This is a genomic window from Streptomyces altiplanensis (assembly GCF_053591575.1).
The window spans coordinates 18,987-42,236 of the sequence record NZ_JBSFUB010000028.1; the positions used below are offsets into that span (position 1 = coordinate 18,987).

Annotated in this window: 17 protein-coding genes; 11 read left to right on the top strand and 6 right to left on the bottom strand. The window is 71.7% G+C overall.

The window, feature by feature from the left end:
* Positions 1–278: 278 nt before the first annotated feature.
* The 3 genes from ACWD0Y_RS15335 to ACWD0Y_RS15345 all read left to right on the top strand — a co-directional run bounded on the left by ACWD0Y_RS15335 (position 279) and on the right by ACWD0Y_RS15345 (position 6,340).
* Positions 279–2,228, top strand: a complete 1,950-nt coding sequence (locus ACWD0Y_RS15335; RefSeq protein ID WP_450260826.1) for a VWA domain-containing protein — start codon at positions 279–281, stop codon at positions 2,226–2,228.
* 109 nt (positions 2,229–2,337) lie between these two features.
* Positions 2,338–3,945: a methionine--tRNA ligase gene (metG, locus tag ACWD0Y_RS15340; protein ID WP_450260827.1), complete on the top strand. Its 1,608-nt coding sequence runs from the start codon at positions 2,338–2,340 to the stop codon at positions 3,943–3,945.
* A gap of 304 nt (positions 3,946–4,249) precedes the next feature.
* A complete protein-coding gene (locus tag ACWD0Y_RS15345; protein ID WP_450260828.1) occupies positions 4,250–6,340 on the top strand; it encodes a hypothetical protein in 2,091 nt (696 codons plus the stop codon).
* Between the two features lie 96 nt (positions 6,341–6,436).
* On the opposite strand, the gene ACWD0Y_RS15350 is transcribed toward ACWD0Y_RS15345, so the two are convergent.
* Entirely contained in the window at positions 6,437–7,267 is an 831-nt protein-coding gene (locus tag ACWD0Y_RS15350) for a hypothetical protein (RefSeq protein WP_450260829.1), read from the bottom strand.
* Between the two features lie 153 nt (positions 7,268–7,420).
* Positions 7,421–9,187: an aspartate--tRNA ligase gene (gene aspS, locus ACWD0Y_RS15355; RefSeq protein ID WP_450260830.1), complete on the bottom strand. Its 1,767-nt coding sequence runs from the start codon at positions 9,185–9,187 to the stop codon at positions 7,421–7,423.
* 127 nt (positions 9,188–9,314) lie between these two features.
* Here aspS and ACWD0Y_RS15360 point away from each other — a divergent pair, with 127 nt between their 5' ends.
* Together ACWD0Y_RS15360 and ACWD0Y_RS15365 are read left to right on the top strand one after the other, a co-directional pair.
* Positions 9,315–11,435, top strand: a complete 2,121-nt coding sequence (locus ACWD0Y_RS15360) for an ATP-binding SpoIIE family protein phosphatase (RefSeq protein ID WP_450260831.1) — start codon at positions 9,315–9,317, stop codon at positions 11,433–11,435.
* A gap of 203 nt (positions 11,436–11,638) precedes the next feature.
* Positions 11,639–12,469 (top strand): MBL fold metallo-hydrolase, encoded by an 831-nt coding sequence (locus tag ACWD0Y_RS15365; RefSeq protein ID WP_450260832.1) that lies wholly within the window; start codon positions 11,639–11,641, stop codon positions 12,467–12,469.
* A gap of 7 nt (positions 12,470–12,476) precedes the next feature.
* Here ACWD0Y_RS15365 and ACWD0Y_RS15370 read toward each other — a convergent pair whose 3' ends face one another.
* Together ACWD0Y_RS15370 and ACWD0Y_RS15375 are read right to left on the bottom strand one after the other, a co-directional pair.
* The gene (locus tag ACWD0Y_RS15370) at positions 12,477–13,583 is read right to left on the bottom strand and encodes an AI-2E family transporter (RefSeq protein WP_450260833.1); all 1,107 of its coding nucleotides are present in this window, start codon (positions 13,581–13,583) and stop codon (positions 12,477–12,479) included.
* 95 nt (positions 13,584–13,678) lie between these two features.
* The gene (locus ACWD0Y_RS15375) at positions 13,679–14,638 is read right to left on the bottom strand and encodes a pirin family protein (protein WP_450260834.1); all 960 of its coding nucleotides are present in this window, start codon (positions 14,636–14,638) and stop codon (positions 13,679–13,681) included.
* Between the two features lie 202 nt (positions 14,639–14,840).
* On the opposite strand from ACWD0Y_RS15375, the gene ACWD0Y_RS15380 reads away from it, so the two are divergent.
* Positions 14,841–15,689, top strand: a complete 849-nt coding sequence (locus tag ACWD0Y_RS15380) for an aldo/keto reductase (protein WP_450260835.1) — start codon at positions 14,841–14,843, stop codon at positions 15,687–15,689.
* On the opposite strand, the gene ACWD0Y_RS15385 is transcribed toward ACWD0Y_RS15380, so the two are convergent.
* Positions 15,686–16,147: an SseB family protein gene (locus tag ACWD0Y_RS15385; RefSeq protein ID WP_093799970.1), complete on the bottom strand. Its 462-nt coding sequence runs from the start codon at positions 16,145–16,147 to the stop codon at positions 15,686–15,688. The genes ACWD0Y_RS15380 and ACWD0Y_RS15385 overlap by 4 nt on opposite strands.
* A 177-nt stretch (positions 16,148–16,324) precedes the next feature.
* On the opposite strand from ACWD0Y_RS15385, the gene ACWD0Y_RS15390 reads away from it, so the two are divergent.
* The 4 genes from ACWD0Y_RS15390 (at position 16,325) to ACWD0Y_RS15405 (ending at position 20,635) form a co-directional block, all read left to right on the top strand.
* Entirely contained in the window at positions 16,325–18,151 is a 1,827-nt protein-coding gene (locus tag ACWD0Y_RS15390; protein WP_450260836.1) for an acyl-CoA dehydrogenase, read from the top strand.
* Between the two features lie 102 nt (positions 18,152–18,253).
* Positions 18,254–18,967, top strand: coding sequence for a hypothetical protein (locus tag ACWD0Y_RS15395; protein WP_450260837.1), 714 nt, complete (start codon positions 18,254–18,256; stop codon positions 18,965–18,967).
* Between the two features lie 46 nt (positions 18,968–19,013).
* Complete coding sequence (locus ACWD0Y_RS15400; RefSeq protein WP_450260838.1) at positions 19,014–20,309, top strand: M18 family aminopeptidase; 1,296 nt, start codon at positions 19,014–19,016, stop codon at positions 20,307–20,309.
* 104 nt (positions 20,310–20,413) lie between these two features.
* Positions 20,414–20,635, top strand: a complete 222-nt coding sequence (locus ACWD0Y_RS15405) for a DUF6458 family protein (RefSeq protein WP_450260839.1) — start codon at positions 20,414–20,416, stop codon at positions 20,633–20,635.
* A 76-nt stretch (positions 20,636–20,711) separates the two neighbouring features.
* On the opposite strand, the gene ACWD0Y_RS15410 is transcribed toward ACWD0Y_RS15405, so the two are convergent.
* Complete coding sequence (locus tag ACWD0Y_RS15410; RefSeq protein ID WP_450260840.1) at positions 20,712–22,529, bottom strand: NHL domain-containing thioredoxin family protein; 1,818 nt, start codon at positions 22,527–22,529, stop codon at positions 20,712–20,714.
* A gap of 203 nt (positions 22,530–22,732) precedes the next feature.
* On the opposite strand from ACWD0Y_RS15410, the gene ACWD0Y_RS15415 reads away from it, so the two are divergent.
* Positions 22,733–23,227 (top strand): LURP-one-related/scramblase family protein, encoded by a 495-nt coding sequence (locus ACWD0Y_RS15415; protein ID WP_450260841.1) that lies wholly within the window; start codon positions 22,733–22,735, stop codon positions 23,225–23,227.
* The last annotated feature ends 23 nt before the right edge of the window (positions 23,228–23,250 follow it).

The following is a 23,250-nucleotide window of genomic DNA, read 5'->3' on the forward strand; positions in this document are numbered from 1 at the left end:
GCGTGACGGCCGTGCGGGAGTTGACGCGGCGGCGAGGGCGCGTACGGAGTACGGGGCGCGGGGGCGGCCGCCGGGGCGGCCCGGAGGGTCGCACGGGGCGCCGGTGTTCGCCGGCGCGAGCCGCGCGCGCCCGGAACGCGCCCGGAACCGGAACGGCACGGCTGACCCTCCCGAAGATCAACGGGCGGGGCCGCTAACCTTACGTGTCCGCCCTGGCCAGGGTTGATCCCACGGGTGCGGACCTGCATCGCACCCAACTCATGCGAAAGGCCTCGCCCATGGGCATTCGGAGCTTGCTGCGCAAGGTGTTCGGACGCGATCGAGCGGAGAGCAACGAGCAGCCGCCGGCACGGGAGACCTCGACGGCAGCTTCCGTTCCGTCCCAGGCCGAACGTGAGCCGGACCCGGCCTCCGCGCCGGAACCGGAAACCGCGTCCGCCGAGGTCAGGGAGACGGTGGCCTCGGTGCCCGCCCCGTCGCAGGCCACGGCCCAGGAGGACGAGACGGCGGCGGAGAAGCCGGCCGGGAAGCCGACGGCGCCGGGCATCGCATCGGACCTGGTGGCGGCGGCCTTCGACAACCCGTCCGCGTCCCGCACGACGACTCCCCCTCCGGCGCCGAACGTCCCGGCCCAGTCCACCCCGGCCGACCCGGCCACCGCGTCCCCCTCGGCCCCGGCCACGGTCCCCTCGCAGTCCACCGAGCCCGAGGCGAACACGGCCACCCCCGAGCCGGTCGCGGCAGAAGCCCCCGCCGAGCCCGCCGCCGCCGACGAGGCCGCCAAGGCCGACGAAGCCGTACCGGCGACGACGACGGCCGCCGAGCCCGCCGATCCCGCCGAGGAGACCGCGCCCGACGCCGAGCCGGAAACCACCCGCGAACCGGCCGCCGCCGAGGCCGAGGCCGTCCCCGCCGCCGAGCCCGTTGCGGCCACCACCGCCCCGGATCCCGAGCCCGCCGCCCCGGCCGCCGAGGCCGAGCCGGCGCTCACTCCGGCCGCCGCCGCCCCGGAACCGGAAACGGTCACCGAACCCGAGCCGCTCGCCGCCGACGCCGCACCCGAAACGGTCACCGAGCCGGAGACCGGGCCGGCCGGCGAGACCCCGGCCGACACCGAGGACACCTCGCCCGAGCCGGCAGCCGACCCGGAGCCGGTCACCACCGAGCCCCAGGCCGAACCGGCCACAGAGCCCGCCGCGGCCACCGACACCACCCCGGAGCCCGCCCCGGCCGCCGAGCCCGATCCGGCAGCCGACCCGGAGCCGGTCACCACCGAGCCCCAGGCCGAGCCGGCCACCGACACCGCCCCCACCACCCCGGAGCCCGCCCCGGCCGCCGAGCCCGATCCGGCAGCCGACCCGGAGCCGGTCACCACCGAGCCCCAGGCCGAGCCGGCCACCGACACCGCCCCCACCACCCCGGAGCCCGAGCCGGCGCTCACTCCGGCCGTCGCCGCCGCCCCGGAACCGGAAACGGTCACCGAACCCGAGCCGCTCGCCGCCGAAGGGGAGCCCCTCGGCCAGAGCGCCGACGACAGCGACGGCGTTGCCGGCGAAGGCGGGGGTTCCGCCCTTTCCCTCGCGGACATCACGTCGCGCGCCCCCGCGCTCGCCGCCCACTACCGGGCCGCCGGGGCCGCGCTCGACGCCGAGCAGCTCGCCGGGGCGCGGGCGGACGTGTACCTGGTGCTCGACCGGTCCGGGTCCATGCGGTCGTTCTACAAGGACGGCAGCGCCCAGCACCTCGCCGACCGGACCCTCGCCCTCGCCGCGCACCTCGACGGCGACGCCGCCGTACACGTCGTGTTCTTCTCGACCGACATCGACGGGACCGTCGACGTGAGCCTCGGTGCGTACGAGGGCCGGGTGGACGAGGCGCACGCCGCCATCGGGCACATGGGGCGTACGAGCTACCACCGCGCCGTCGAAGAGGTCGTCGCGCACCACGAGAAGTCCGGCAGCGGCCGCCCCGCCCTGGTCGTCTTCCAGACGGACGGTCCCCCCGACGCCAAGGGGCCCGCCAAGCAGGCCCTGGCCGACGCCGCCGGAAAGTCCCTCTTCTGGCAGTTCGTCGCGTTCGGCGAGCACGACGCCAAGGGCTTCGACTTCCTCCGGAAGCTCGACGTCCCCAACGCCGCGTTCTTCCACGCGGGCCCGGCCCCGCGCGAGGTCGCGGACGCCGAGCTGTACACACAGCTGGTCCAGGGGCTGAAGGGCCTCAAGGGCTAGACCACCGGGACGGTGACGGCGGGACCCCGCGAGGACGGGGCACCGCCGTCACCGTCCCGCCGTTTTATGCGTGTGAGTGGATCTCCCGTGGGCCGTTAGGATTTCGACCATGGCGGCCACTGGATCCGAGAAGCAGGGGGCGAAGGCGTTCTACGTCACGACCCCGATTTACTACGTCAACGACGCTCCTCACCTGGGCCACGCCTACACGACCGTTGCAGGTGACGTGCTCACGCGCTGGCACCGTCAGCGCGGCGAGAAGGTGTGGTACCTCACCGGCACGGACGAGCACGGTCAGAAGATCATGCGCACTGCCGAGGCGAACGGGGTCTCGCCCCAGGAGTGGTGCGACAAGCTCGTCGAAGAGGCCTGGAAGCCCCTCTGGGAGCACCTGGACATCGCGAACGACGACTTCATCCGCACGACGGAGAAGCGGCACACCGACCGTGTGCAGGAGTTCGTGCAGGACCTGTACGACAAGGGCGAGATCTACAAGGGCGGGTACGAAGGCCCGTACTGCGTGGGCTGCGAGGAGTACAAGCTCCCCAGCGACCTCATCGAGGCGGAGGACGGCACGAAGCTGTGCCCCGTCCACAAGAAGCCGGTGGAGATCCTCAAGGAGGAGAACTACTTCTTCAAGCTGAGCGAGTACGGCCCGAAGCTCATCGAGTTCTACGAGGCGAACCCGGGCTTCATCCAGCCGGAGTCGGCCCGCAACGAGGTCGTGAACTTCGTCAAGCAGGGTCTCGAGGACCTCTCCATCTCGCGCTCGACCTTCGACTGGGGCGTTCCGGTCCCTTGGGACGACAAGCACGTCATCTACGTGTGGATCGACGCTCTCCTGAACTACGCGACGGCCGTCGGCTACGGCTCCGACCAGGCGAAGTTCGATGAGACGTTCCCGGCGAACGTGCACCTCATCGGCAAGGACATCCTCCGCTTCCACGCGATCATCTGGCCCGCGATGCTGATGGCGCAGGGCCTGCCGGTCCCCGGCCGGGTCGCGGCCAACGGCTGGCTGATGGTCGGCGGCGAGAAGATGTCGAAGTCGAACCTGACCGGCATCAAGCCGCAGGACCTGACCTCGCACTTCGGCGTGGACGCCTACCGCTGGTACTTCCTGCGGGCGATCGCCTTCGGCCAGGACGGGTCGTTCTCCTGGGAGGACTTCACCGCCCGCTACACGAGCGAGCTGGCCAACGACTACGGCAACCTCGCCTCGCGCGTGGCCGCGATGGTCGGCAAGTACTTCGGCGGCACGCTGCCGGAGGCGACGGCGGCCGGTGACGCGGAGACGGCGGTCCAGGGCGGTCTCGCGAAGGCGGTCGCCGAGGCCGACCGGAAGATCGGCGAGGAGCTGGACTTCCAGGGCGGCATCCTGGCGATCTTCGACTTCGTGAAGCAGGTCAACGGCTACATCACGGAGCAGGAGCCGTGGAAGGTGGCCAAGGACGAGTCGCCCCAGGGCAGGGCCCGCCTCGCGACGATCCTCTACACGGCCGCCGAGTCGCTGCGCGCGATGGCCGTCCTGCTGAACCCGGTCATGCCCGAGACCTCGCAGAAGCTGTGGGACTCCCTGGGCGCGGAGGCGGCCCTGGGCGCCCTCGACGGCCGGCCGGTCCAGGACGCGGCCACGTGGGGGCAGCTCCCGGCCGGCGTGACGGTGACGAAGGGCGCGGTGCTGTTCCCCCGCCTGGAGGAGCCGAAGAAGGACTGAGCATCAGCAGTACCGTACGGCGCACGAGGGGGCAGGGCCCGGACATCACCACCGGGCCCTGCCCCTTCGTCGGCCGCCCCCCGCCGCGTCCGGCCCTTGACGGGGAGGCAGGCCCGGAAGGCCGGTCATATGTCCGCTTGAGGTGATTATTGTCTCGACCGATTGGTGCGGAGGCGATGCGCGTCATACGGTCAGCGGTCGACCTTCCTCGTCATCCCCATCCCGCCTTTCAGGTGCGAGAAGGCCGGCCGCCCCCCAACGGCTTCCCCCATTCGATCGTTCCTCCCTGCCAGGAGCCCCGCCCGTGCCCTCTACCGGACTCCCCCGCCGCCGCCGCGTCGTGCAGCTCTCCGCGCTGCTCGCGATGCTCGCGGCATTCGCAGCTCAGCTCGTCGGCGCGTTGCTGGCCCATGTGCCGGTGTTCGTCGCCGCCTCCGCCGCGGGTCTCGCACTCGACCTGTACCTCCAGTACAAGCGGCCCTCCCTGCTCTCGAAGCTGAACCGAATACGCTTCGACGTCACCGTCCGGCAGCTGCTGCGCGACATGCTGATCCTGGTCGGCCTGCTGCGCATCGACGACATCCAGCCGCTGCGTGAGCACTCCCCCCTCACCATCGCGCTGCTGTTCTTCTACGCGCTGCACTTCGTCTGCCAGGCGGTGGCGCTGATGGTCCGGCGTGTCCGCACGCTGCCCATCGTCACCCGCAACATCGACGCCTCGGCGCTGCGCCCCTCCACCGCTCCCCCGCGGATCCTGGCCCGCCGCCCCGGCCACCGGCTGCTCACCTTCTCCGTGCCCGCCACCGCCGGCCTGCTGGTCACCGCGGTCACCGGGGACGTGTACGGCGGCGCCGCCGGCATCGGCGTCTCCCTCGCCCTGATGGCCGCCGGCACCGTCCGCCTGGCCACCTGGCTGCTGCCGAAGAAGCGCCCCGCCACCCAGCAGGAGACGCTGGAGTGGCTGGACGCCTGGCTCGCGGAGTACCGGCCGACCGTGGCGATGTACTTCTCCGGCGGCACCACCTCGGCGTACCAGGCGAACATGTGGCTCTCCACGCTCTCCGAGCTGGACGGCAAGCCGCTGATCGTGCTGCGCGAGCGCTTCATGGTGCAGAAGATCCAGGCCACGGACGTGCCGATCATCTGCATCCCCAAGGTCGCGCACATGTTCGCACTGGAGAACTCGACGCTGAAGATGATGCTGCACCCGGCGAACTCCGGTAAGACCTCGCAGGTGCTGCGCATCCCCTCCATCAAGCACGCCTTCACCAACCACGGCGAGAGCGACAAGCTGTCCAGCTGCAACCCGTACGCCAAGGCGTACGACGAGGTGTGGGTGGCCGGCCCGGCGGCGCGCGAGCGCTACCAGCTCGCCGAGACCGGCGTCGACGACAAGGACGTGGTGGAGGTGGGCCGCCCGCAGCTGGCCCCGATCCTGCCCTACACGGGCGCTCCCGAGGGCACGTACACGACCGTGCTGTACGCCCCCACCTGGGAGGGCTGGGACGGCAACCCCGGCAACACCTCGGTCGTCCTGGCCGGCGAGAACCTCGTCCGCGCGCTCCTGGAGGACGACCGCGTACGGCTGCTCTACAAGCCGCACCCGATGACCGGTTCCGTCGACCCGGAGGCCGGGGCCGCCGACCAGCGCATCCGCGCGATGATCGCCGAGGCCAACACCGGACGCTCCGGCCCCCGCCCCGGTCCCGAGGCCGCCGCCGAACTCGACCGCCGCACCGCCGAACTCGACCGGCTCACCAGCACCGGCTTCCGGACCGGCGTGGACGAGCTGGAGCGGATGCTGCTCCAGGGCTCGCCCGAGGAGGGCCGCGCGGCGGCCGTCGCGGCGGCCGCCGCGGCCTGGGAGGCGGCCTACTGGGCGTCCTTCCCCGAGTGGGAGCACCGGATCGTCGTCACCGCGCGCCCCGGCATCTACAGCTGCTTCAACCAGGCAGACCTGCTGATCAGCGATGTGTCGAGCGTCGTCTCGGACTACCTGTACAGCGAGAAGCCGTACGCCGTGGCCAACACCAGCGGCATGACGGAGAGCGAGTTCCGGGCCGGCTTCCCGACCGTGCGGGCCGCCGCCGTCCTCTCCCCGGACGCGTCCGGCGTCCCGGAGCTCCTGGAGTCCGTGCGCCGTCCGGAGAAGGACCCGTACAAGGAGGCCCGCGCCGAGCTGAAGGAGCACCTCCTCGGCCCGTCCGACCCGCCCTCCCTGGCGCGCTTCAACGCGGCCGCCCTGGCCCTGTGCGCCAAGGCCGACGAGCGCCGCGCCCGCATGACGACCCGCCTCGCCGAGGAAGTCCCCGCTCAGCGCACGGCCGGGTTCGACGACACCTCCGAGGCGCTCGACTCCGACCCGGCCGGATCCGAGGAGCCGGTCAGCGCCTGACGGCACCGCGGAAGCCGGCCGGTCCCCTCCCCGGCCCGGCCACGTCCTTCGCCCCGCCGGTCACCCGACCGGCGGGGCGAAGTGCTGTGCGCCCGCTCAGTCGCGCAGCGACGCCGCGTCGCCCATCACCACCACCGGGTTCTTCGCCGGGTCGATCGTGCGCACGAGGTACTTCATCACGTCCTTCCGCAGGGACACGCAGCCCTGCGTCGGGCCGTCGTGGTCCACGTGGAGCCAGATGCCGCCGCCCCGGGCCGCGCCGAGGGGACGGGTCCAGTCCAGCGGGGTGGTGCCGGGCTCGCGGTTGTAGTCGATGGCGATGACGTAGTCGAAGGAGCCCGCGAGCGGCTCGCCCAGGGAGCCCGTGCCGCGGGCGGTGAAGGCGGGGCCCTCGTCGTACGGCAGCTTCGCGCCCGGATCGGGGAGCAGGCCGCCCGCGTCCGTCAGGGTGAAGACGCCGATCGGGGAGCGCAGGTCGCCGTGCATGTGCTTGCCGGTCCAGCCGCGCAGGCCGTTGTGGGTGGGCCAGGAGGGGCCGGGGCGCCAGGGGGCGCCGGGGCGGTCGCGCTCGTAGAGGACCGCCGTGCCCCGGTTCTCGTCGCGGCCCTCTCCGGTGACGACGAGTGCCTGGCGGGTGCGGCCGGGGACCCGGGCGAGGGTCTTGGGCCCCAGGCCCGGGAGCCGGAGCAGCGGGCGCTTCTCCGGCGACGCGGGCCGGTCCGGTGCGCCCCTGCCCGCCTTGCCGCCGGACACCTCGTGCGCCGGTGCGCCGGGCCGTGGGTCGTCTCGCGGCGCCCCGGTGGCGGGGGCGGTGGAACCCGTACTGGCGCTCGTGCCGCTCGTGCTCGTACCGCAGCCAGCCGCCAGGAATGCGGCTGCCGCCAGCAGCGCGGTCAGCGGCGCCATGGTCCGGTTCCGGCGCTTCATTTCGTGCCTTTCGTCGTCGTGCTGCCGAACGGACCGCCTCGACGCGTTCCGCGGAGAGGCCGGCCACACAGGCCCTCGCTTCCAGGAAGCATCCGCGACATGGAAGAAGGGGCCCGGAACCGATCGATTCCGAACCCCTTCAACCTAAACGCACTACTTGTCGGAAACCGGCTTCCGCAACTGAATGTTGAGCTCCCGCAGGCGGGCCTCGTCCAGCGTCGTCGGCGCGCCCATCATCAGGTCCTGGGCGTTCTGGTTGAGCGGGAACGCGATCGTCTCGCGGATGTTCGGCTCGTCGGCGAGCAGCATCACGATGCGGTCGATGCCCGGGGCGATGCCGCCGTGCGGCGGGGCGCCGAACTGGAAGGCGCGGAGCATGCCCGCGAACTCGCGCTCGACGGTCTCCTTCGAGTAACCGGCGATCTCGAACGCCTTGAACATGACGTCGGGCTCGTGGTTGCGGATCGCGCCGGAGGACAGCTCGACGCCGTTGCAGACGATGTCGTACTGCCAGCCCAGGATGGACAGCGGGTCCTGGGTCTCCAGGGCCTCAATACCGCCCTGCGGCATCGAGAAGGGGTTGTGCGAGAAGTCGATCCTGCCGGTCTCCTCGTCCTTCTCGTACATCGGGAAGTCGACGATCCAGCAGAACCGGAAGACGCCCTCCTCGAAGTGACCGGCGCGCTTGGCGGCCTCGACCCGGACCGCCGACATGATCTTGGAGACCTCGTCGAACTCGCCCGCGCCGAAGAAGACCGCGTGACCGGGGGCCAGCGACAGGCGCTCGGTGAGGACCTTGACGTTCTCCTCGGTGAGGAACTTGGCGATCGGGCCGCTCAGCGAACCGTCCTCGCCGACCCGCACCCAGGCCAGGCCCTTCGCGCCGTGCTCGACGGCGTAGTCGCCGAGGCCGTCGAAGAACTTCCGGGACTGGCCCGCCGTGTCCGGCACCGGCAGCGCGCGGACGTGCTTCCCGGCGAACGCCTTGAACTCCGAGCCGGCGAAGACGTCCGAGATGTCGACGAGCTCCAGCTTGGCGCGCAGGTCGGGCTTGTCGTTGCCGTACTTCAGCATCGACTCGCGGAACGGGATCCGCGGGAAGGGCGACGTGACGTGGCGGCCGCCTCCGAACTCCTCGAAGAGCTCGGTCATCAGCTTCTCGATCGGCTGGAAGACGTCCTCCTGCTCGACGAAGCTCATCTCGACGTCGAGCTGGTAGAACTCGCCCGGCGAGCGGTCGGCGCGGGCGTCCTCGTCGCGGAAGCACGGCGCGATCTGGAAGTAGCGGTCGAAGCCCGAGATCATCAGCAGCTGCTTGAACTGCTGCGGAGCCTGCGGGAGGGCGTAGAACTTGCCCGGGTTCAGGCGGGAGGGGACCACGAAGTCGCGGGCGCCCTCGGGAGACGTCGCCGTCAGGATCGGGGTCGCCATCTCGTTGAAGCCGAGCGCCGTCATCTTGTGACGGACGGCCGAGATGACGGCCGTACGCAGCATGATGTTGCGGTGCATGCGCTCGCGGCGCAGGTCGAGGAAGCGGTACTCCAGACGGCGCTCCTCACCCACCCCGTCGTCGGTGTTGATCTGGAACGGCAGCTGCTGCGACGCGCCCAGCAGCTCGACCCCGGAGACCTCGACCTCGATCTCGCCGGTGGGCAGCTCCGGGTTGACGTTGTCGGCGCCGCGCGAGACGACCCGGCCGTCGACGCGGACGACCGACTCCTTGTTGAGCTTGTCGAGGGCGTCGTACGCCGGGGTGCCGGGGCGGGCGACGAGCTGCGTGATGCCGTAGTGATCGCGCAGATCGATGAAGAGGATGCCGCCCAGGTCTCGACGATTGTGCAGCCAGCCGCTCAGCCGGACGTCGGTGCCGACGTCAGAGGCGCGGAGCTCGCCGCAGGTGTGGGACCTGTACCGATGCATCGTCGTTCATCCAGCCTTCGGGATTCGGGGTTGTCACAAGACACTCCAGGTTACCGCCCGGCGCCTCTCCTTTTTCTGGCCCGGGCTTCGCACGGCCGGTCCGGCCCCGACCTGTAAAGATGAAGCAATGCGTACCGAGGACATCCTGGCCGCCATCGCGACCGGCCTGTGGCACTGGGACAACGCATCCGGAGTCGTCACGCTCGACGCGGAAGCCGCCCGGCTCCTCGGCCTGCCCGCCGAGTCCGTGGTGCTTCCCGAGGCCGCCGTGCGCTCCCGCTTCCACCCCGCCGACTGGAACGAGATCAACGGGATCGTGAACCTCGCGGCCGCCGAGGGCACCCTCGCCGAGGCCCGGCTCCGGATCATGGATGTGGAGGGGCGGCTGCTCAGGACCGTACGCAGCCGCTCCAAGCCGGTCTCCGCCAACGGCGACTACCAGCTCTTCGGCACCCTCCAGGAGGTCGCCGAGCCGCAGCCGGGCGAGGCCGCGCACTCCCCGGTCACCGGCGACTGGCGCCGCTCCCGCGAGGCGTTCCTGCTGGACGCGGGGCGGGCGCTCGCGGAGGCGCGGTCCACGTCCGAGGTGCTGCGGGTCGCCGCGTCCCTGTCGATGCCCGGTTTCTCACCGGACAGCCTCGCCGTCTTCGGCTCGTCGGGCAGCCGCATCACGGTCCTGGGGCACCACGGATACGGCCCCGGCGACGAGCTCCCGTTCGCCGACATGCTGCTGGACACGGACCATCCGGCGTCCGAGGTCGTACGGACCGGCCGGGCCATCTACCTCTCGTCCCCCGAGGAGTACAGCCACCGCTACCCCGCCGGCCGCCCCCTCGGCCGCACCCCCTCCCGCCGCTCCTGGGCCTTCCTGCCGCTGACGGTGGCCGGCCGCACCATGGGCGCCTGGATGGCGGGTTTCGCGCACCCCGTCGCGTTCACCCCCGACGAGCGCTCCGTGCTGACGACGGTCGCCCGGATGCTCGCCCAGGCGCTGGAACGGGCCTCGGTGGCCGAGAGCGAGCGCGAGCTGTCGCTGGGCCTCCAGCGGTCGATGATGCCGACGCTGGGCCCGGAGATCCCCGGCATGACGGTGGCCGCGCGGTACGTGCCGACCGGCGGGGGCCTCCAGGTCGGCGGCGACTGGTACGACATGATCCCGCTGCCCAACGGGCGAATAGCGCTGGTCATCGGCGACGTACAGGGACACGACGTACGGGCGGCCGGGCTGATGGGCCAGCTGCGGATCGCCCTGCGCGCGTACGCCTCCGAGGGACACCGCCCGGACGCGGTCCTCTCCCGCGCCTCCCGCTTCCTGCACGGGCTGCATGATTTTCCGGGGGCCGACACCTACGACCCCGGCGACTACTCCAGCCCGCGCTTCGCGACCTGCCTCTACATCGAGGCCGACCCCACCACCGGCCTCCTCGACATCGCCCGCGCGGGCCACCCCGAACCGGCGGTGCGCCTGAGCGACGGGACGGTGCTGGTCCGGCCGACCGCCGGCGGGCTCCCCCTGGGCATCGTCCCGGACACGGACTACCCGACGACGCGCCTGGTCCTCGAACCGGGCGAGACGATCATGATCTGTACGGACGGCCTCATCGAGACCGGCGGCCACGACCTGGACACCGGCTGGGCCAGGCTCCGCCAGATCATGGAGGAGCACACCGGCGACAGCCTGGAGAAGCTCGCCGACGCCCTCGTCGCCGCCGTGCACGGCCCCGCCTCGCACTACACCACGGGCCCGCTCGTGGACCGCCGCGAGGACGACATCGCGCTGCTGCTGCTGTGCCGCGAGGGCGACGGCTGCGGCCCCGGCTCCCCGGTGGGCCCGCACGCCCCGGTCCGGCGTACGGCGCTGTCCGTGGCCCAGGCCGAGCCGGAGCGGATCGCCGCCGCCCGGCAGCAGCTGCGGGACCTGCTGCACGACTGGGCGGACGCGGAGCAGCTCGACTCGGCCGTGCTGATGGTCTCGGAGATGGTCACCAACGTCCTGGTGCACACGGACGGTGACGCCCTGCTGGTCGCCGAGGCGACGGGCGAGCCCGGCGCGCGGCGGCTGAGGGTCGAGGTGGCGGACTCCAGCGACGAACTGCCGCACAAGCGGCGCCCGGGGGAGATGGCGTCCAGCGGACGCGGGCTGATCCTGATGGAGATGCTCGCGGACACCTGGGGGGTGGACCCGAGGGGCGAGGGCAAGTGCATCTGGTTCGAGCTCTACGAGGACGGCGCTTCGCAGGGCCATTAGAGCGATCCGCACTTCCGGAACGCCCGCCCCCGCGCCCCGGCACGGCACCGGCCCCGAAGCCCCCGCACCACGCGGGGCGCCCGGCTGCCGGGGCGCCGTACCGGCCCCACAGGAGCAGAATGGTCAAAAAGACGGACGACCCGTCAGCGCCGCCCGCCCCGCCCTGTTCCGTTCTGCCGCCGGGGGGACCACGGAGAGCCGCCATGATCCCGCAGAAGACCAGAAGCGACACCACCGTACTGGCGGACTGCCTGGAGGTACCGGGCATCGGCTTCCTCCCGGTCAACGCCTTCGTCCTGTTCGCCGACGAGCCGGTCGTCGTCGACACCGGCCTCAGCCTCCCCGACCGGAATTTCCTCGACGCGCTCGGCTCCGTCATCGACCCCGCCGACGTGTGCTGGATATGGCTCACCCACCCCGACCGCGACCACACGGGCGGCCTGTTCGACCTGCTCGCCGCCGCTCCCCGGGCGCGCCTCGTGACCACGTTCATCGGCGCCGGGATCATGTCCACCGAGCGCCCCCTGCCGCTCGACCGCGTACGTCTGGTCAACCCCGGCCAGAGCCTGGACGTCGGCGACCGTACGCTCAGGGCCTTCCGGCCGCCGCTGTTCGACAACCCCGCCACCGTCGGCTTCTACGACGACCGGTCGCGGACCTGCTTCAGCTCCGACTGCTTCGGCGGGCCCATGCCCAGCGCGGAAGTCGCCGTCGGCGGCGAGGCCGCCGCGCTCGCCGCCGCGGACCTGCGCGCCGCCCAGCTGCTGTGGGCCACCGTGGACAGCCCCTGGGTGCACGCCGTCGACACCGGCAAGTACCTCGCCACCGTCGAGCCCCTGCGCGCCATGGCCCCCGAGACCGTCCTCTCCACCCACCTGCCGCCGGCTGTCGGCCTGGCCCCGCGGATGCTCGACACGCTCGCGTCGGCCCCCGGCTCGGACCCCTTCATCGGCCCCGACCAGCAGGCACTGGAGCAGATGCTCGCGGGCTTCGAACCGGTGACCGAGGACACCGTCCCCCCGCAGGCCATGTGAGAGCGCCCTAGAGCCCGGCGCCCGGCGCGCCCCCGCCCGGCGCGGCCCTCGCGCTCTCGTGCCCGTGATGCTCGTGACGCCTGCGCAGCTCTCCGATCACCCCGAAGACGGCCGCCGTCAGCGGTACGGCGAGAAGCATCCCGAGGATGCCCGCGACGGACGCCCCGGCGGTGATCGCCAGCATCACCAGAGCCGGATGCATCTGCACGGTCCGGCTCTGGATCACGGGCTGGAGGACGTGCCCTTCCAGCACCTGGACGGCCAGTACGACCCCCAGCGCCCACAGCGCGATCACGAAACCCCGGTCCGCGAGCGCGACGAGCACCGCGACCGCGCCGGAGATGAAGGCGCCGAGGTAGGGGATGTACGCGCCGACGAAGACCAGCGCGCCGAGGCCGACCGCGCCGGGCACCTCCAGGACCAGCAGCCCGACGGTGATGAGGACCGCGTCGATCAGCGCGATGAACGTCGTACCGCGCATGAAGCCCTCGACGGCCTCGAAGGCGCGGCGGCCCATCGCTTCGACGGTGTCGCCGGTCGAGCCGGGGGAGAGGGCCCGCAGGGTCCCGGCGGCCCGGTCCGAGTCCCGGAGGAAGAAGAAGATCAGCAGCAGGGCCAGGACGGCGACCGCGGCCATCTCCCCGACGACGCTGAGCCCGGTGATCACCCCGGACGCCGCGGTCCCGCCGAACCTGCCGAGCAGTCCCCTGGCGTTCTGGGCCACGTCGTCCAGGGAGGTCCCGGCCGCCCCGAAGTGCCGGGACAGGTCCCCGGCCGCCTGCCGGAGCGAGCCGAGGATCTGGTCACCGGTCTCGACGAGGGCGTTGACGACGATGTACGAGGCGCCGCCGACGACGGCGACCACCGCGACACAGGTGAGCAGGGCGGCGAGCGACCGGTTCAGCCGCAGCTTGACGAGCCGCCGGTGCAGGGGCCCGAGCAGCGCGGTTCCGAGGAGGGCGAGCAGGACGGGGGTGACGGCGGTCTTGAAGGTGACGCACAGCCAGACCCCCACCGCGGCGACCCCGGTGACGAGCAGCGCGACGACACACCAGGCGGCGACCCGGTGCGCGGACTCGGGGAGGAGCGGTTGAGTCGGCTGAGTCGGCTGCACGGTCCCAGCGGATCACGGGCGGCGCGGGGCGGCCCGCCGGCGGGGCCCGCCCGGGTGACGGACCGCGGTCCGTCACCCGGGCGGGCCCACACCGCTCAGCGCATGCCGTGAACGGCCGGGACGGTGCCCAGGCGGCCCCGCTGGAAGTCCTCGAAAGCCTGCTTCAGCTCTTGCTGCGTGTTCATCACGAACGGCCCGTAGTGCGCCATCGGCTCCCGGATCGGGCGCCCGCCGAGGAGGACGATTTCCAGGTCCGGGGCGTTCGCGTCCTGCTGCTCGTCCGCGCGGACGGTCAGCGAGTCCCCGTCGCCGAAGACCGCGGTCCGGCCCGTGCGGACGGGGCGGCGGTCCGTACCGACGCTGCCGCGGCCGGCCAGGACGTACGCCAGCGCGTTGAAGTCCGCACGCCACGGAAGCGTGATCTCCGCGCCCGGCCGCAGCGTCGCGTGGATCATCGTGATCGGCGTGTGCGTGATGCCGGGGCCCTCGTGGCCGTCCAGCTCGCCCGCGATGACACGGAGCAGCGCGCCCCCGTCCGGCGACGTCAGCAGCTGCACCTGGCCGCCGCGGATGTCCTGGTAGCGGGGGGCCATCATCTTGTCGGAGGCGGGCAGGTTGACCCACAGCTGGAGGCCGTGGAACAGGCCGCCCGACATGACCAGCGACTCCGGCGGCGCCTCGATGTGCAGCAGGCCGGACCCGGCGGTCATCCACTGGGTGTCGCCGTTGCGGATCGTGCCGCCGCCGCCGTTGCTGTCCTGGTGGACGAACGTGCCGTCGATCAGGTACGTGACCGTCTCGAAGCCGCGGTGGGGGTGCCAGGGCGTGCCCTTCGGCTCTCCTGCCTCGTACTCCACCTCACCCATCTGGTCCATCATGATGAACGGGTCGAGGTACGTGTAGTCGATACCGGCGAAGGCCCGGCGCACCGGGAAGCCCTCGCCTTCGAAACCGCCCGGAGCGGTCGTGACGGCCAGCACGGGGCGCGACACGGCGTCGCCCGGCGCGACGACCTTCGGCAGGGCCAACGGGTTCTCAACGGTTACTGCAGGCATGGCGGGCCTCCTTGTACGTCCACTTTAGTTGAACGTAGAACTTCTTGCCACCCCCAACGAGAGGAGCCCGGGAGGAATTCCCCGGGTGCCGATGCGCGCCACCGCCGCGTCCGGCCCCCTTCCGCCTTTCCGCGAACGCCCCCGCACCAAGACCAACTCCCCTGTTAGCGTTGCCACTTCACCGAGGGGGCGGAAAGACCGAATGACATCGACCATGTTCCACATCGGCGGGGATCTGGGGGTACGGCGGCTCGGGTTCGGAGCCATGCGGCTGCCGGCCGAGCCCGGCCCCGGCCGCGAGGCGTCCCTCGCCGTCGCCCGGCGGGCCGTCGAGCTGGGCGTCACGCTGATCGACACCGCCCACCTGTACGGCGGGGGCGCCAACGAGGAGCTCCTCGCCGAGGCCCTGCACCCGTACGCGGACGGGCTGCTCATCACCACCAAGGTCGGCGTCGCGCGGTCGGGCCCCGCCGCCGAGTGGAAGCTGGACGGGCGGCCAGACGTCCTGCGCGACCAGGTCGACCACGCGCTGCGCCGGCTGCGCGTCGAGCGGCTCGAACTCCTCCAGCTGCACCGCATCGATCCGGAGGTGCCCCTGGCCGACCAGCTCGGCACGCTGCGGGAGCTCCGGACCGAGGGCAAGGTCGGACGGATCGGACTGTCCGAGGTCACCGTCACCGAACTCCACCGGGCACGGGAGATCGTCGACATCGCGAGCGTGCAGAACCGGTACAGCCTGCTGGACCGCGAGTACGAGCCCGTGCTCGCGGCCTGCGAGGCGGCGGGCATCGCGTTCCTGCCGTGGCGGCCCGTCGCCACGGCGGCGTCAGGCGCGACGGCCGAGGTCGCCGCCGTGGCGGCCGAACTGGGCGCCACCCCCGCGCAGGTCGCGCTCGCGTGGCTCCTCGGCCGCTCTCCGGTCGTCCTCCCGATCCCGGGCACCGCCCGGATCGACCACCTGGAGGAGAACCTCGCCGCGGCAGATCTCCGCCTGACCCCGGCCCACCTCGACCGCCTCGACCGCCTCGGCCGGCCGTCCCCGGGCGCCTAGCCGTACATCCGCCGCATGGCGAAGTCGACCATCTGCTCCACCGCCTTCGCGTCGAAGACCATCCGGTGCTCACCCTCCATGTCGAGGACGAAGCCGTACCCGGTCGGCAGCAGGTCGATCACCTCCGCACCGGTGATCACGAAGTACTTCGACTCCTTGCCGGCGTACTTACGCAGCTCCTTGAGCGAGGTGAACATCGGGATCACCGGCTGCTGGGTGTTGTGCAGCGCGAGGAATCCCGGATTGTCGCCGCGCGGGCAGTAGACCCTCGACGTGGCGAAGATCTGCTGGAAGTCCTCGGCGGAGAGCGATCCGGTGGTGAAGGCGCGCACCGCGTCGGCGAGCGAGGGCGGCGACGGCTCCGGGTAGAGCGGCTGCTCCCCGTAGCCGCCCTGGGGCGGGGGCTGCGGCGGCGCGTACTGCTGCTGTCCACCCTGGTTCTGGTCGTAGCCGTACATGCGCGCAAGCGTATCGAGTCGGCGCCTCCGGCCGCTGGCCGCAGTTTGCGTTGAGAAGCGTCACAGATGACCCGTTGAGGGGTTGCGCCTTATTACCGACGGGTAGCATCATCGTAGCTACTTGCCAGTAGTAGATGTACGAGGAATCTGCCTCCCGATCCTTACGGAGCCGTTGCCATGGGTCACTACAAGTCGAACCTCCGCGACATCGAGTTCAACCTCTTCGAGGTCCTCGGCCGCGACAAGCTGTACGGCACCGGCCCGTTCGCGGAGATGGACGTCGAGACCGCCAAGAGCATCCTCGACGAGATCGCCCGCCTCGCGGAGAACGACCTCGCCGCCTCCTTCGAGGACGCCGACCGCAACCCGCCGGTCTTCGACCCGGCCACCAACACCGCGCCCGTACCGGCGTCCTTCAAGAAGAGCTACCAGGCCTTCATGGACAGCGAGTACTGGCGTCTCGGCCTCCCCGAGGAGATCGGCGGCACCACCTCCCCCCGCTCGCTGATCTGGGCCTACGCGGAGCTGCTGCTCGGCGCCAACCCGGCGGTCTGGATGTACTCCTCGGGCCCGGCGTTCGCCGGCGTCCTCTTCGAGGAGGGCAACGAGGCGCAGAAGAAGATCGCGCAGATAGCCGTCGACAAGCAGTGGGGCTCGACGATGGTCCTGACCGAGCCGGACGCCGGTTCGGACGTCGGCGCAGGCCGCACGAAGGCGGTCCGGCAGGAGGACGGCTCCTGGCACATCGAGGGCGTGAAGCGCTTCATCACGTCCGGCGAGCACGACATGTCGGAGAACATCCTCCACTACGTGCTCGCGCGGCCGGAGGGTGCGGGCCCCGGCACCAAGGGGCTCTCGCTCTTCCTCGTCCCGAAGTACGAGTTCGACTGGGAGACCGGCGAGCTGGGCGAGCGCAACGGCGTCTACGCCACGAACGTCGAGCACAAGATGGGCCTCAAGGCGTCCAACACGTGCGAGATGACCTTCGGCGACCAGCACCCCGCCAAGGGCTGGCTGATCGGCGACAAGCACGACGGCATCCGCCAGATGTTCATGATCATCGAGTTCGCCCGGATGATGGTCGGCACGAAGGCGATCGCGACGCTGTCGACCGGTTACCTCAACGCGCTGGAGTACGCCAAGGAGCGCGTCCAGGGCCCGGACCTCGCCAACTTCATGGACAAGACGGCGCCCAAGGTCACCATCACGCACCACCCCGACGTCCGCCGCTCGCTCATGACGCAGAAGGCGTACGCCGAGGGCATGCGCGCCCTGGTCCTGCACACCGCGTCCGTCCAGGACGAGATCACCGCCAGGGAAGCGGCGGGCGAGGACACCTCGGCGCTCGTCGCCATGAACGACCTGCTGCTGCCGATCGTCAAGGGCTACGGCTCCGAGAAGTCGTACGAGCAGCTGGCGCAGTCGCTCCAGACGTTCGGCGGCTCCGGGTACCTCCAGGAGTACCCGATCGAGCAGTACATCCGCGACGCGAAGATCGACACCCTGTACGAGGGCACGACCGCGATCCAGGGCCAGGACTACTTCTTCCGGAAGATCGTCCGCAACCAGGGCGCCGCGCTGAACTCGCTGGCCGAGGACATCAAGAAGTTCCTCGCCGTCGGCACCGGCGGCGAGGAGCTCGCCGCGGCCCGCGACCACCTCGCCAAGGCGGCCGTGGACCTGGAGGCCATCGTCGGCACCATGCTGACGGACCTCGCGGGCACCGAGAAGGACGTCAAGTCGATCTACAAGGTCGGCCTGAACACCACCCGCCTGCTGATGGCCTCCGGTGACGTCGTCGTCGGCTACCTGCTGCTCCGGGGCGCGGCCGTGGCCGCCGAGAAGCTGCCGACCGCGTCCCCGAAGGACGTGCCGTTCTACACGGGCAAGATCGCGGCGGCGAAGTTCTTCGCCGCGAACGTCCTGCCGGGCGTCGGTGTCGAGCGCGCCCTGGCCGAGTCCGTCGACCAGTCCCTGATGGAGCTGGACGAGGCGGCCTTCTAGCCCACCCGGTCCACTTCCCGAAACCCTCCGGCCACGGGCCGGGGCCGCTCCCCCGGGGGCGGTCCCGGCCCGTTGTCGGAGGCCCGTGCGACTCTGGACGGCATGAGTTCCATGGAATCCCGCAGGGGTGGCTACTCCGTCCCGGCCGGCCGGCCGTACGCGCTCAGTGAGCTGCGCGGAAAGCTCGGCTCCGTGGGCGACCAGATCGGCGAGCTGTACGAGGGCTCCCACCCGCTCGAGTACGAACCGGTCGCCGACACGCTGTACGTCGCCTTCAAGACGGCCGCCGACCTCGCCCCCGTCAAGAGCTACACCGGCTGCGAGCTGCACCCCAACGGCGCCACCGACCCCGAGGCCCCCGCGGGCTGGGGCCGCTGCCTGCTCTGCAACGACCGCCGCCGCCGCGGCGAGCGCAGCGTCCCCGCCCCGGCCGAGCAGCGCCGCCTCGGCTACCCCGTGCCCGATCCGCCGTACACGCGGAGCCGGCTCAAGGGGTACGTCCAGGAGGTCAACGACCGCGCCTTCGCCGTCACCGTCTCCTCCCCCGCCGAGGAGTTCGTGGAGATCGCGGACACCCTGCACCGCGCCTTCATCGTGGCCCGCGAGCTCTCCCGGCCGCGCAACGCGTCGGGCTGCGCCGAGCACCCCGGCTCGCCCATCGACCCGACCGCGCCCCCCGGCGAGGGCTGCCTGTTCTGCGTCGGGCGGCGCCGGCAGGAGCAGCGGCCGGCCGGCGCCCCGCGGATGCTGCCGCAGGTGCGGCGCGGCGAACGCCGGACGATACAGCGGCGGTTCGAGCGGCCGCCGGGGCTCTGACACGGGCGGTACGGGCCCGCGTCCGCCCCTGGTTATGGTGAACCCCATGAGCGCACCCGCCCGCTTCGACCGCGGCCACACCGACGACCTGATGTCCTTCCTGGCAGCCAGCCCGACGCCGTACCACGCGGTGGCGAACGCCGCAGAGCGACTGGACAAGGCCGGGTTCCGGCAGGTCGCGGAGACCGAGGCCTGGGACGCGACGGCCGGCGGGAAGTACGTGCTGCGCGGCGGAGCGATCATCGCCTGGTACGTACCGGAGGGCGCACAGGCGAGCACGCCGTTCCGGATCATCGGCGGGCACACCGACTCCCCGCACCTGCACGTGAAGCCGCTGCCCGACATGGGCGCGGAGGGCTGGCGGCAGATCGCCGTCGAGATCTACGGCGGGACACTCCTCAACACCTGGCTCGACCGGGACCTGGGCATCGCCGGACGGCTGACGCTGCGCGACGGCTCGCACCGGCTGGTCAACATCGACCGGGCGCTGCTGCGCGTGCCGCAGCTGGCCGTGCACCTGGACCGGTCGGTGAACACCGACGGCCTCAAGCTCGACAAGCAGCGGCACATGCAGCCGATCTGGGGCCTCGGAGACGTGAACGAAGGGGACCTCATCCGGTTCCTGGAGGAGGAAGAGGGCCTGGCCCCGGGAGAGGTCGCCGGCTGGGACCTCATGGCCCACAGCATCGACCCGCCGTCCTACCTCGGCCGTGACCGCGAGCTGGTGGCCGGGCCGCGCATGGACAACCTGATCTCCGTGCACGCGGGGGTCGCGGCGCTGGTGGCCGTCAGCGGCTCGGACGGCCCGCTCCCGTCCATTCCGGTGCTCGCCGCCTTCGACCACGAGGAGAACGGGTCGCAGTCCGACACCGGCGCCGACGGGCCGCTGCTGGGCAACGTGCTGGAGCGTTCGGTGTTCGCGCGCGGCGGCAGCTACGACGACAGGGCGCGCGCCTTCGCCGGCACGGTCTGCCTGTCGTCCGACACCGGGCACGCCGTGCACCCCAACTACCGCGAGCGCCACGACCCGACGCACCACCCGCGCGTCAACGGCGGACCGATCCTCAAGGTCAACGTCAACATGCGGTACGCGACGGACGGCAGCGGCCAGGCCGTGTTCGCGGCGGCGTGCGAGAAGGCCGGGGTGCCCTGGCAGAACTTCGTGTCGAACAACGCGATGCCGTGCGGCACGACGATCGGCCCGATCACCGCCGCCCGGCACGGGATCCGGACCGTCGACATCGGCGTCGCGATCCTGTCGATGCACAGCGCGCGCGAGCTGTGCGGGGCGGACGACCCGTATCTGCTGGCGAACGCGGTGACGGCGTTCCTGGAAGGCTGACCCTCCCGAATCCCGAAGCCTGCTTGCACGCTTGCCTGTTGAAGGGCCGGGTACGCGAAAGACGTACACCGGCCCAACAGCCGGGCCTACAGGGAGGCAGACTCATGGGACTGGGAGGATTCATTCTCCTCATCGCGGGCGGGGCGATACTCGCCTTCGCCACCGACTGGGAGATGGAGAGCGTCAACCTCGACCTTGTCGGGATCATCATGATGCTCGTCGGAATCATCGGGGTCGCGGTCTACGCCAGCGTCGCCAGGCGCCGTCGCATGGTCGTACCGCCCACCACCACCGTCGTGACCGACGACCGGCACCACAACCCCTGACGCCCGGCGACGGCCGACCGGCGCAGCCGGGCCCGGACAGCGCACGCCGGGCCCGGGCCCGGAGGCCGCCGGCTGCTCAGCCGTCCATGCCGGCGAGCACGAGCGGCAGCCGGGGCGTTCCTTCCGCGCTCACGCGGACGGGCACGCCCCAGTCCTGCTGGTGGACATGGCACGCCGGGTACTCGTTGGCGGGGTCGTCGTCGCAGGAGGCGGCCATCGCCGAGACGTGCAGCACCCCCTCGGTGACCTCCGGGTTCAGCTCCAGATCGCGGCTCAGGTCGGTCCCGGCCCCCTCGCCCCCGGCCAGCAGCTCCGGCGGGGTCGAGGAGACCAGCAGCCGCGTCGAGGGCCCGTACCGCGTGTCCAGCTTCTGTCCGCTCGGCGCCTGGAAGACGACGTCCAACCGGAGCTTCCCCGGCGCCACTTCGGTCGCCGCGCGCTGCGTGCGGTGGGCGACGGACTCGACGCGCACCGCCTCGTCGGGCAGGCGCAGCCGGGTCAGCCGGTGACGGGCGGACTCGACGGCGACGATGTCGTCACCGACGAGCACGGCGTCGCTCGGCTCCCTCAAGTCCGTGGCCAGAGTGGTCACTTCACCGCTCGCCGGGTCGTAGCGCCGCAGCGCGTGGTTGTACGTGTCGCTGACCGCGACCGATCCGTCGGGCAGCGCCGTCACCCCGAGCGGGTGCTGGAGCAGCGCCTGCCCCGCCGCGCCGTCGCGGTGCCCGAAGTCGAAGAGTCCGGTCCCGACGGCGGTGTGCACCACCAGCTCGCTGTCGACGTACCGCAGCGCGCTCGTCTCCGAGTCCGCCACCCACAGCCGCTCGCCGTCCGCCGAGACCGCGAGTCCGGACGGCTGCGCGAACCACGCCTCGGCGGCGGGCCCGTCCACCAGCCCCTCGTTGGTCGTCCCGGCCTCGGCCCGCACGGTCCCGGCCTCGGGGTCGTACGTCCACAGCTGGTGCACACCGGCCATGGCGATCCACACCTTGCCCTGCCACCAGGCCACGTCCCACGGCGAGGACAGATCGACCTCGCGGGCGGGCCCGGAGGCCGGGGACCCCTGCCACCACTGCTTTCCGGTGCCGGCGAGGACCTCGACGGCACCGCTCGCCGGGTCGTACGCACGCAGCTGGTGATGGACGGTGTCGGCCACGACGACCCGCCCGTCGGGCAGCAGCGCGAGCCCCTGCGGCTCCTTGAACCCGCCGTCCCCGCCGTCGCCGATGCGCCGTACGACGGTCTCGCCGTCCGCTTCGAGCTCGACGAGCTGGTGGCGGGTGGTGTCCGAGACCAGGAAGTGCCCCGTGCCGGGCAGCAGCAGCGCCTTGCCCGGGAAGCGCAGGTCGGTCGCGACCGGCTCGGGCGCGACGTACGGCCCGTCCCCGCGCCGCAGCGTCCCCTTCGCCTCGTGCGCGGCCTCCAGCTCCTCGACGAGCCTCTCGATGGCGTGCGCGTGGCCCTCACCGGCGTGCTGCGCGACGACGTACCCCTCGGGGTCGATGACGACGAGCGTCGGCCAGGCCCGTACGGCGTACTGCTTCCACGTCGCGAGCTCGGGGTCGTCGAGGACCGGGTGGTGCACGCCGTACCGCTCGACGGCGTCGACGACGGCCTGGTGCTCGGCCTCGTGCACGAACTTCGGCGAGTGGACCCCGATGATCACCACCGTGTCCCGGTGCTTCTCCTCCAGCTCCCGCAGCTCGTCCAGGACATGCAGGCAGTTCACACAGCAAAAGGTCCAGAAATCGAGGATGACAATGCGTCCTCGCAGGTCGGAGAGGGTCAGATCCTTGCCGCCCGTGTTCAGCCAGCCGCCCTTGCCGATCAGCTCGGGGGCACGGACACGGGCACGGCGGGGCGCGGGGGTGGGCGCCGGGGCAGCATCGTTCATCCTTCAAGCTTGCCATCCGGCTCATGAACGGCCGAGCAGCCGGCCGGACAACCGCTCTCGAGGCCGCACGGCTGCCCGGGGAGGACGTTCACGCGCTCCGGGCCGGCGCTGAGGCAGCCCCGGGCGGCTGACCGCTGCCGCATTCGGGTCGTCGGGCAAGTACGTCCGGTGCGAGGTCGCCGCCACGGGGTAGCCCTGACCGCATGAAGTACCTCGTACGCGACAAGATCTTCAGCATCGGCGACGACTACTGGATCGAGGACGAGCACGGCCACCGCGCCTTCCTCGTCGACGGCAAGGCGCTGCGGCTGCGCGACACCCTGGAGATCAAGGATCCGGCCGGCCGGGTGCTGGTCACGCTGCGAGAGAAGGCGCTCAGCATCCGGGACGCGATGACCGTCGAGCGGGACGGGCAGACGCTCGCGACCGTACGCAGGAAGCGGCTGTCGCTGCTGCGCAACCACTACCGCGCCGCCCTGGCCGAGGGGACCGAGCTGGACGTCAGCGGCCGGGTGCTCGACCGGGAGTTCTCGGTCGAGCACGACGGCGAGCTGCTGGCCCGCATCTCCCGGAAGTGGTTCCGGGTCCGCGACACGTACGCCGTCGACGTCGTACGGGACGACGCCGACACGGCGCTGCTGATCGCGGTCGCGGTGTGCGTGATCCGGATGGCGGAGAAGGAGCGCGAGGACGGCTGACCGCCGAGGGGGGACGGCCGGGG

What these genes read in the sequence shown, in the direction of transcription:
- ACWD0Y_RS15390 (WP_450260836.1), top strand. Translation starts at nt 16,325, where the DNA reads ATGGGTCACTACAAGTCGAACCTCCGCGACATCGAGTTCAACCTCTTC.
- ACWD0Y_RS15400 (WP_450260838.1), top strand. Translation starts at nt 19,014, where the DNA reads ATGAGCGCACCCGCCCGCTTCGACCGCGGCCACACCGACGACCTGATG.
- ACWD0Y_RS15405 (WP_450260839.1), top strand. Translation starts at nt 20,414, where the DNA reads ATGGGACTGGGAGGATTCATTCTCCTCATCGCGGGCGGGGCGATACTC.
- ACWD0Y_RS15335 (WP_450260826.1), top strand. Translation starts at nt 279, where the DNA reads ATGGGCATTCGGAGCTTGCTGCGCAAGGTGTTCGGACGCGATCGAGCG.
- ACWD0Y_RS15415 (WP_450260841.1), top strand. Translation starts at nt 22,733, where the DNA reads ATGAAGTACCTCGTACGCGACAAGATCTTCAGCATCGGCGACGACTAC.
- ACWD0Y_RS15375 (WP_450260834.1), bottom strand. Translation starts at nt 14,638, where the DNA reads ATGCCTGCAGTAACCGTTGAGAACCCGTTGGCCCTGCCGAAGGTCGTC.
- ACWD0Y_RS15350 (WP_450260829.1), bottom strand. Translation starts at nt 7,267, where the DNA reads ATGAAGCGCCGGAACCGGACCATGGCGCCGCTGACCGCGCTGCTGGCG.
- ACWD0Y_RS15360 (WP_450260831.1), top strand. Translation starts at nt 9,315, where the DNA reads ATGCGTACCGAGGACATCCTGGCCGCCATCGCGACCGGCCTGTGGCAC.
- ACWD0Y_RS15385 (WP_093799970.1), bottom strand. Translation starts at nt 16,147, where the DNA reads ATGTACGGCTACGACCAGAACCAGGGTGGACAGCAGCAGTACGCGCCG.
- metG (WP_450260827.1), top strand. Translation starts at nt 2,338, where the DNA reads ATGGCGGCCACTGGATCCGAGAAGCAGGGGGCGAAGGCGTTCTACGTC.
- ACWD0Y_RS15395 (WP_450260837.1), top strand. Translation starts at nt 18,254, where the DNA reads ATGAGTTCCATGGAATCCCGCAGGGGTGGCTACTCCGTCCCGGCCGGC.
- ACWD0Y_RS15410 (WP_450260840.1), bottom strand. Translation starts at nt 22,529, where the DNA reads ATGAACGATGCTGCCCCGGCGCCCACCCCCGCGCCCCGCCGTGCCCGT.
- aspS (WP_450260830.1), bottom strand. Translation starts at nt 9,187, where the DNA reads ATGCATCGGTACAGGTCCCACACCTGCGGCGAGCTCCGCGCCTCTGAC.
- ACWD0Y_RS15380 (WP_450260835.1), top strand. Translation starts at nt 14,841, where the DNA reads ATGACATCGACCATGTTCCACATCGGCGGGGATCTGGGGGTACGGCGG.
- ACWD0Y_RS15365 (WP_450260832.1), top strand. Translation starts at nt 11,639, where the DNA reads ATGATCCCGCAGAAGACCAGAAGCGACACCACCGTACTGGCGGACTGC.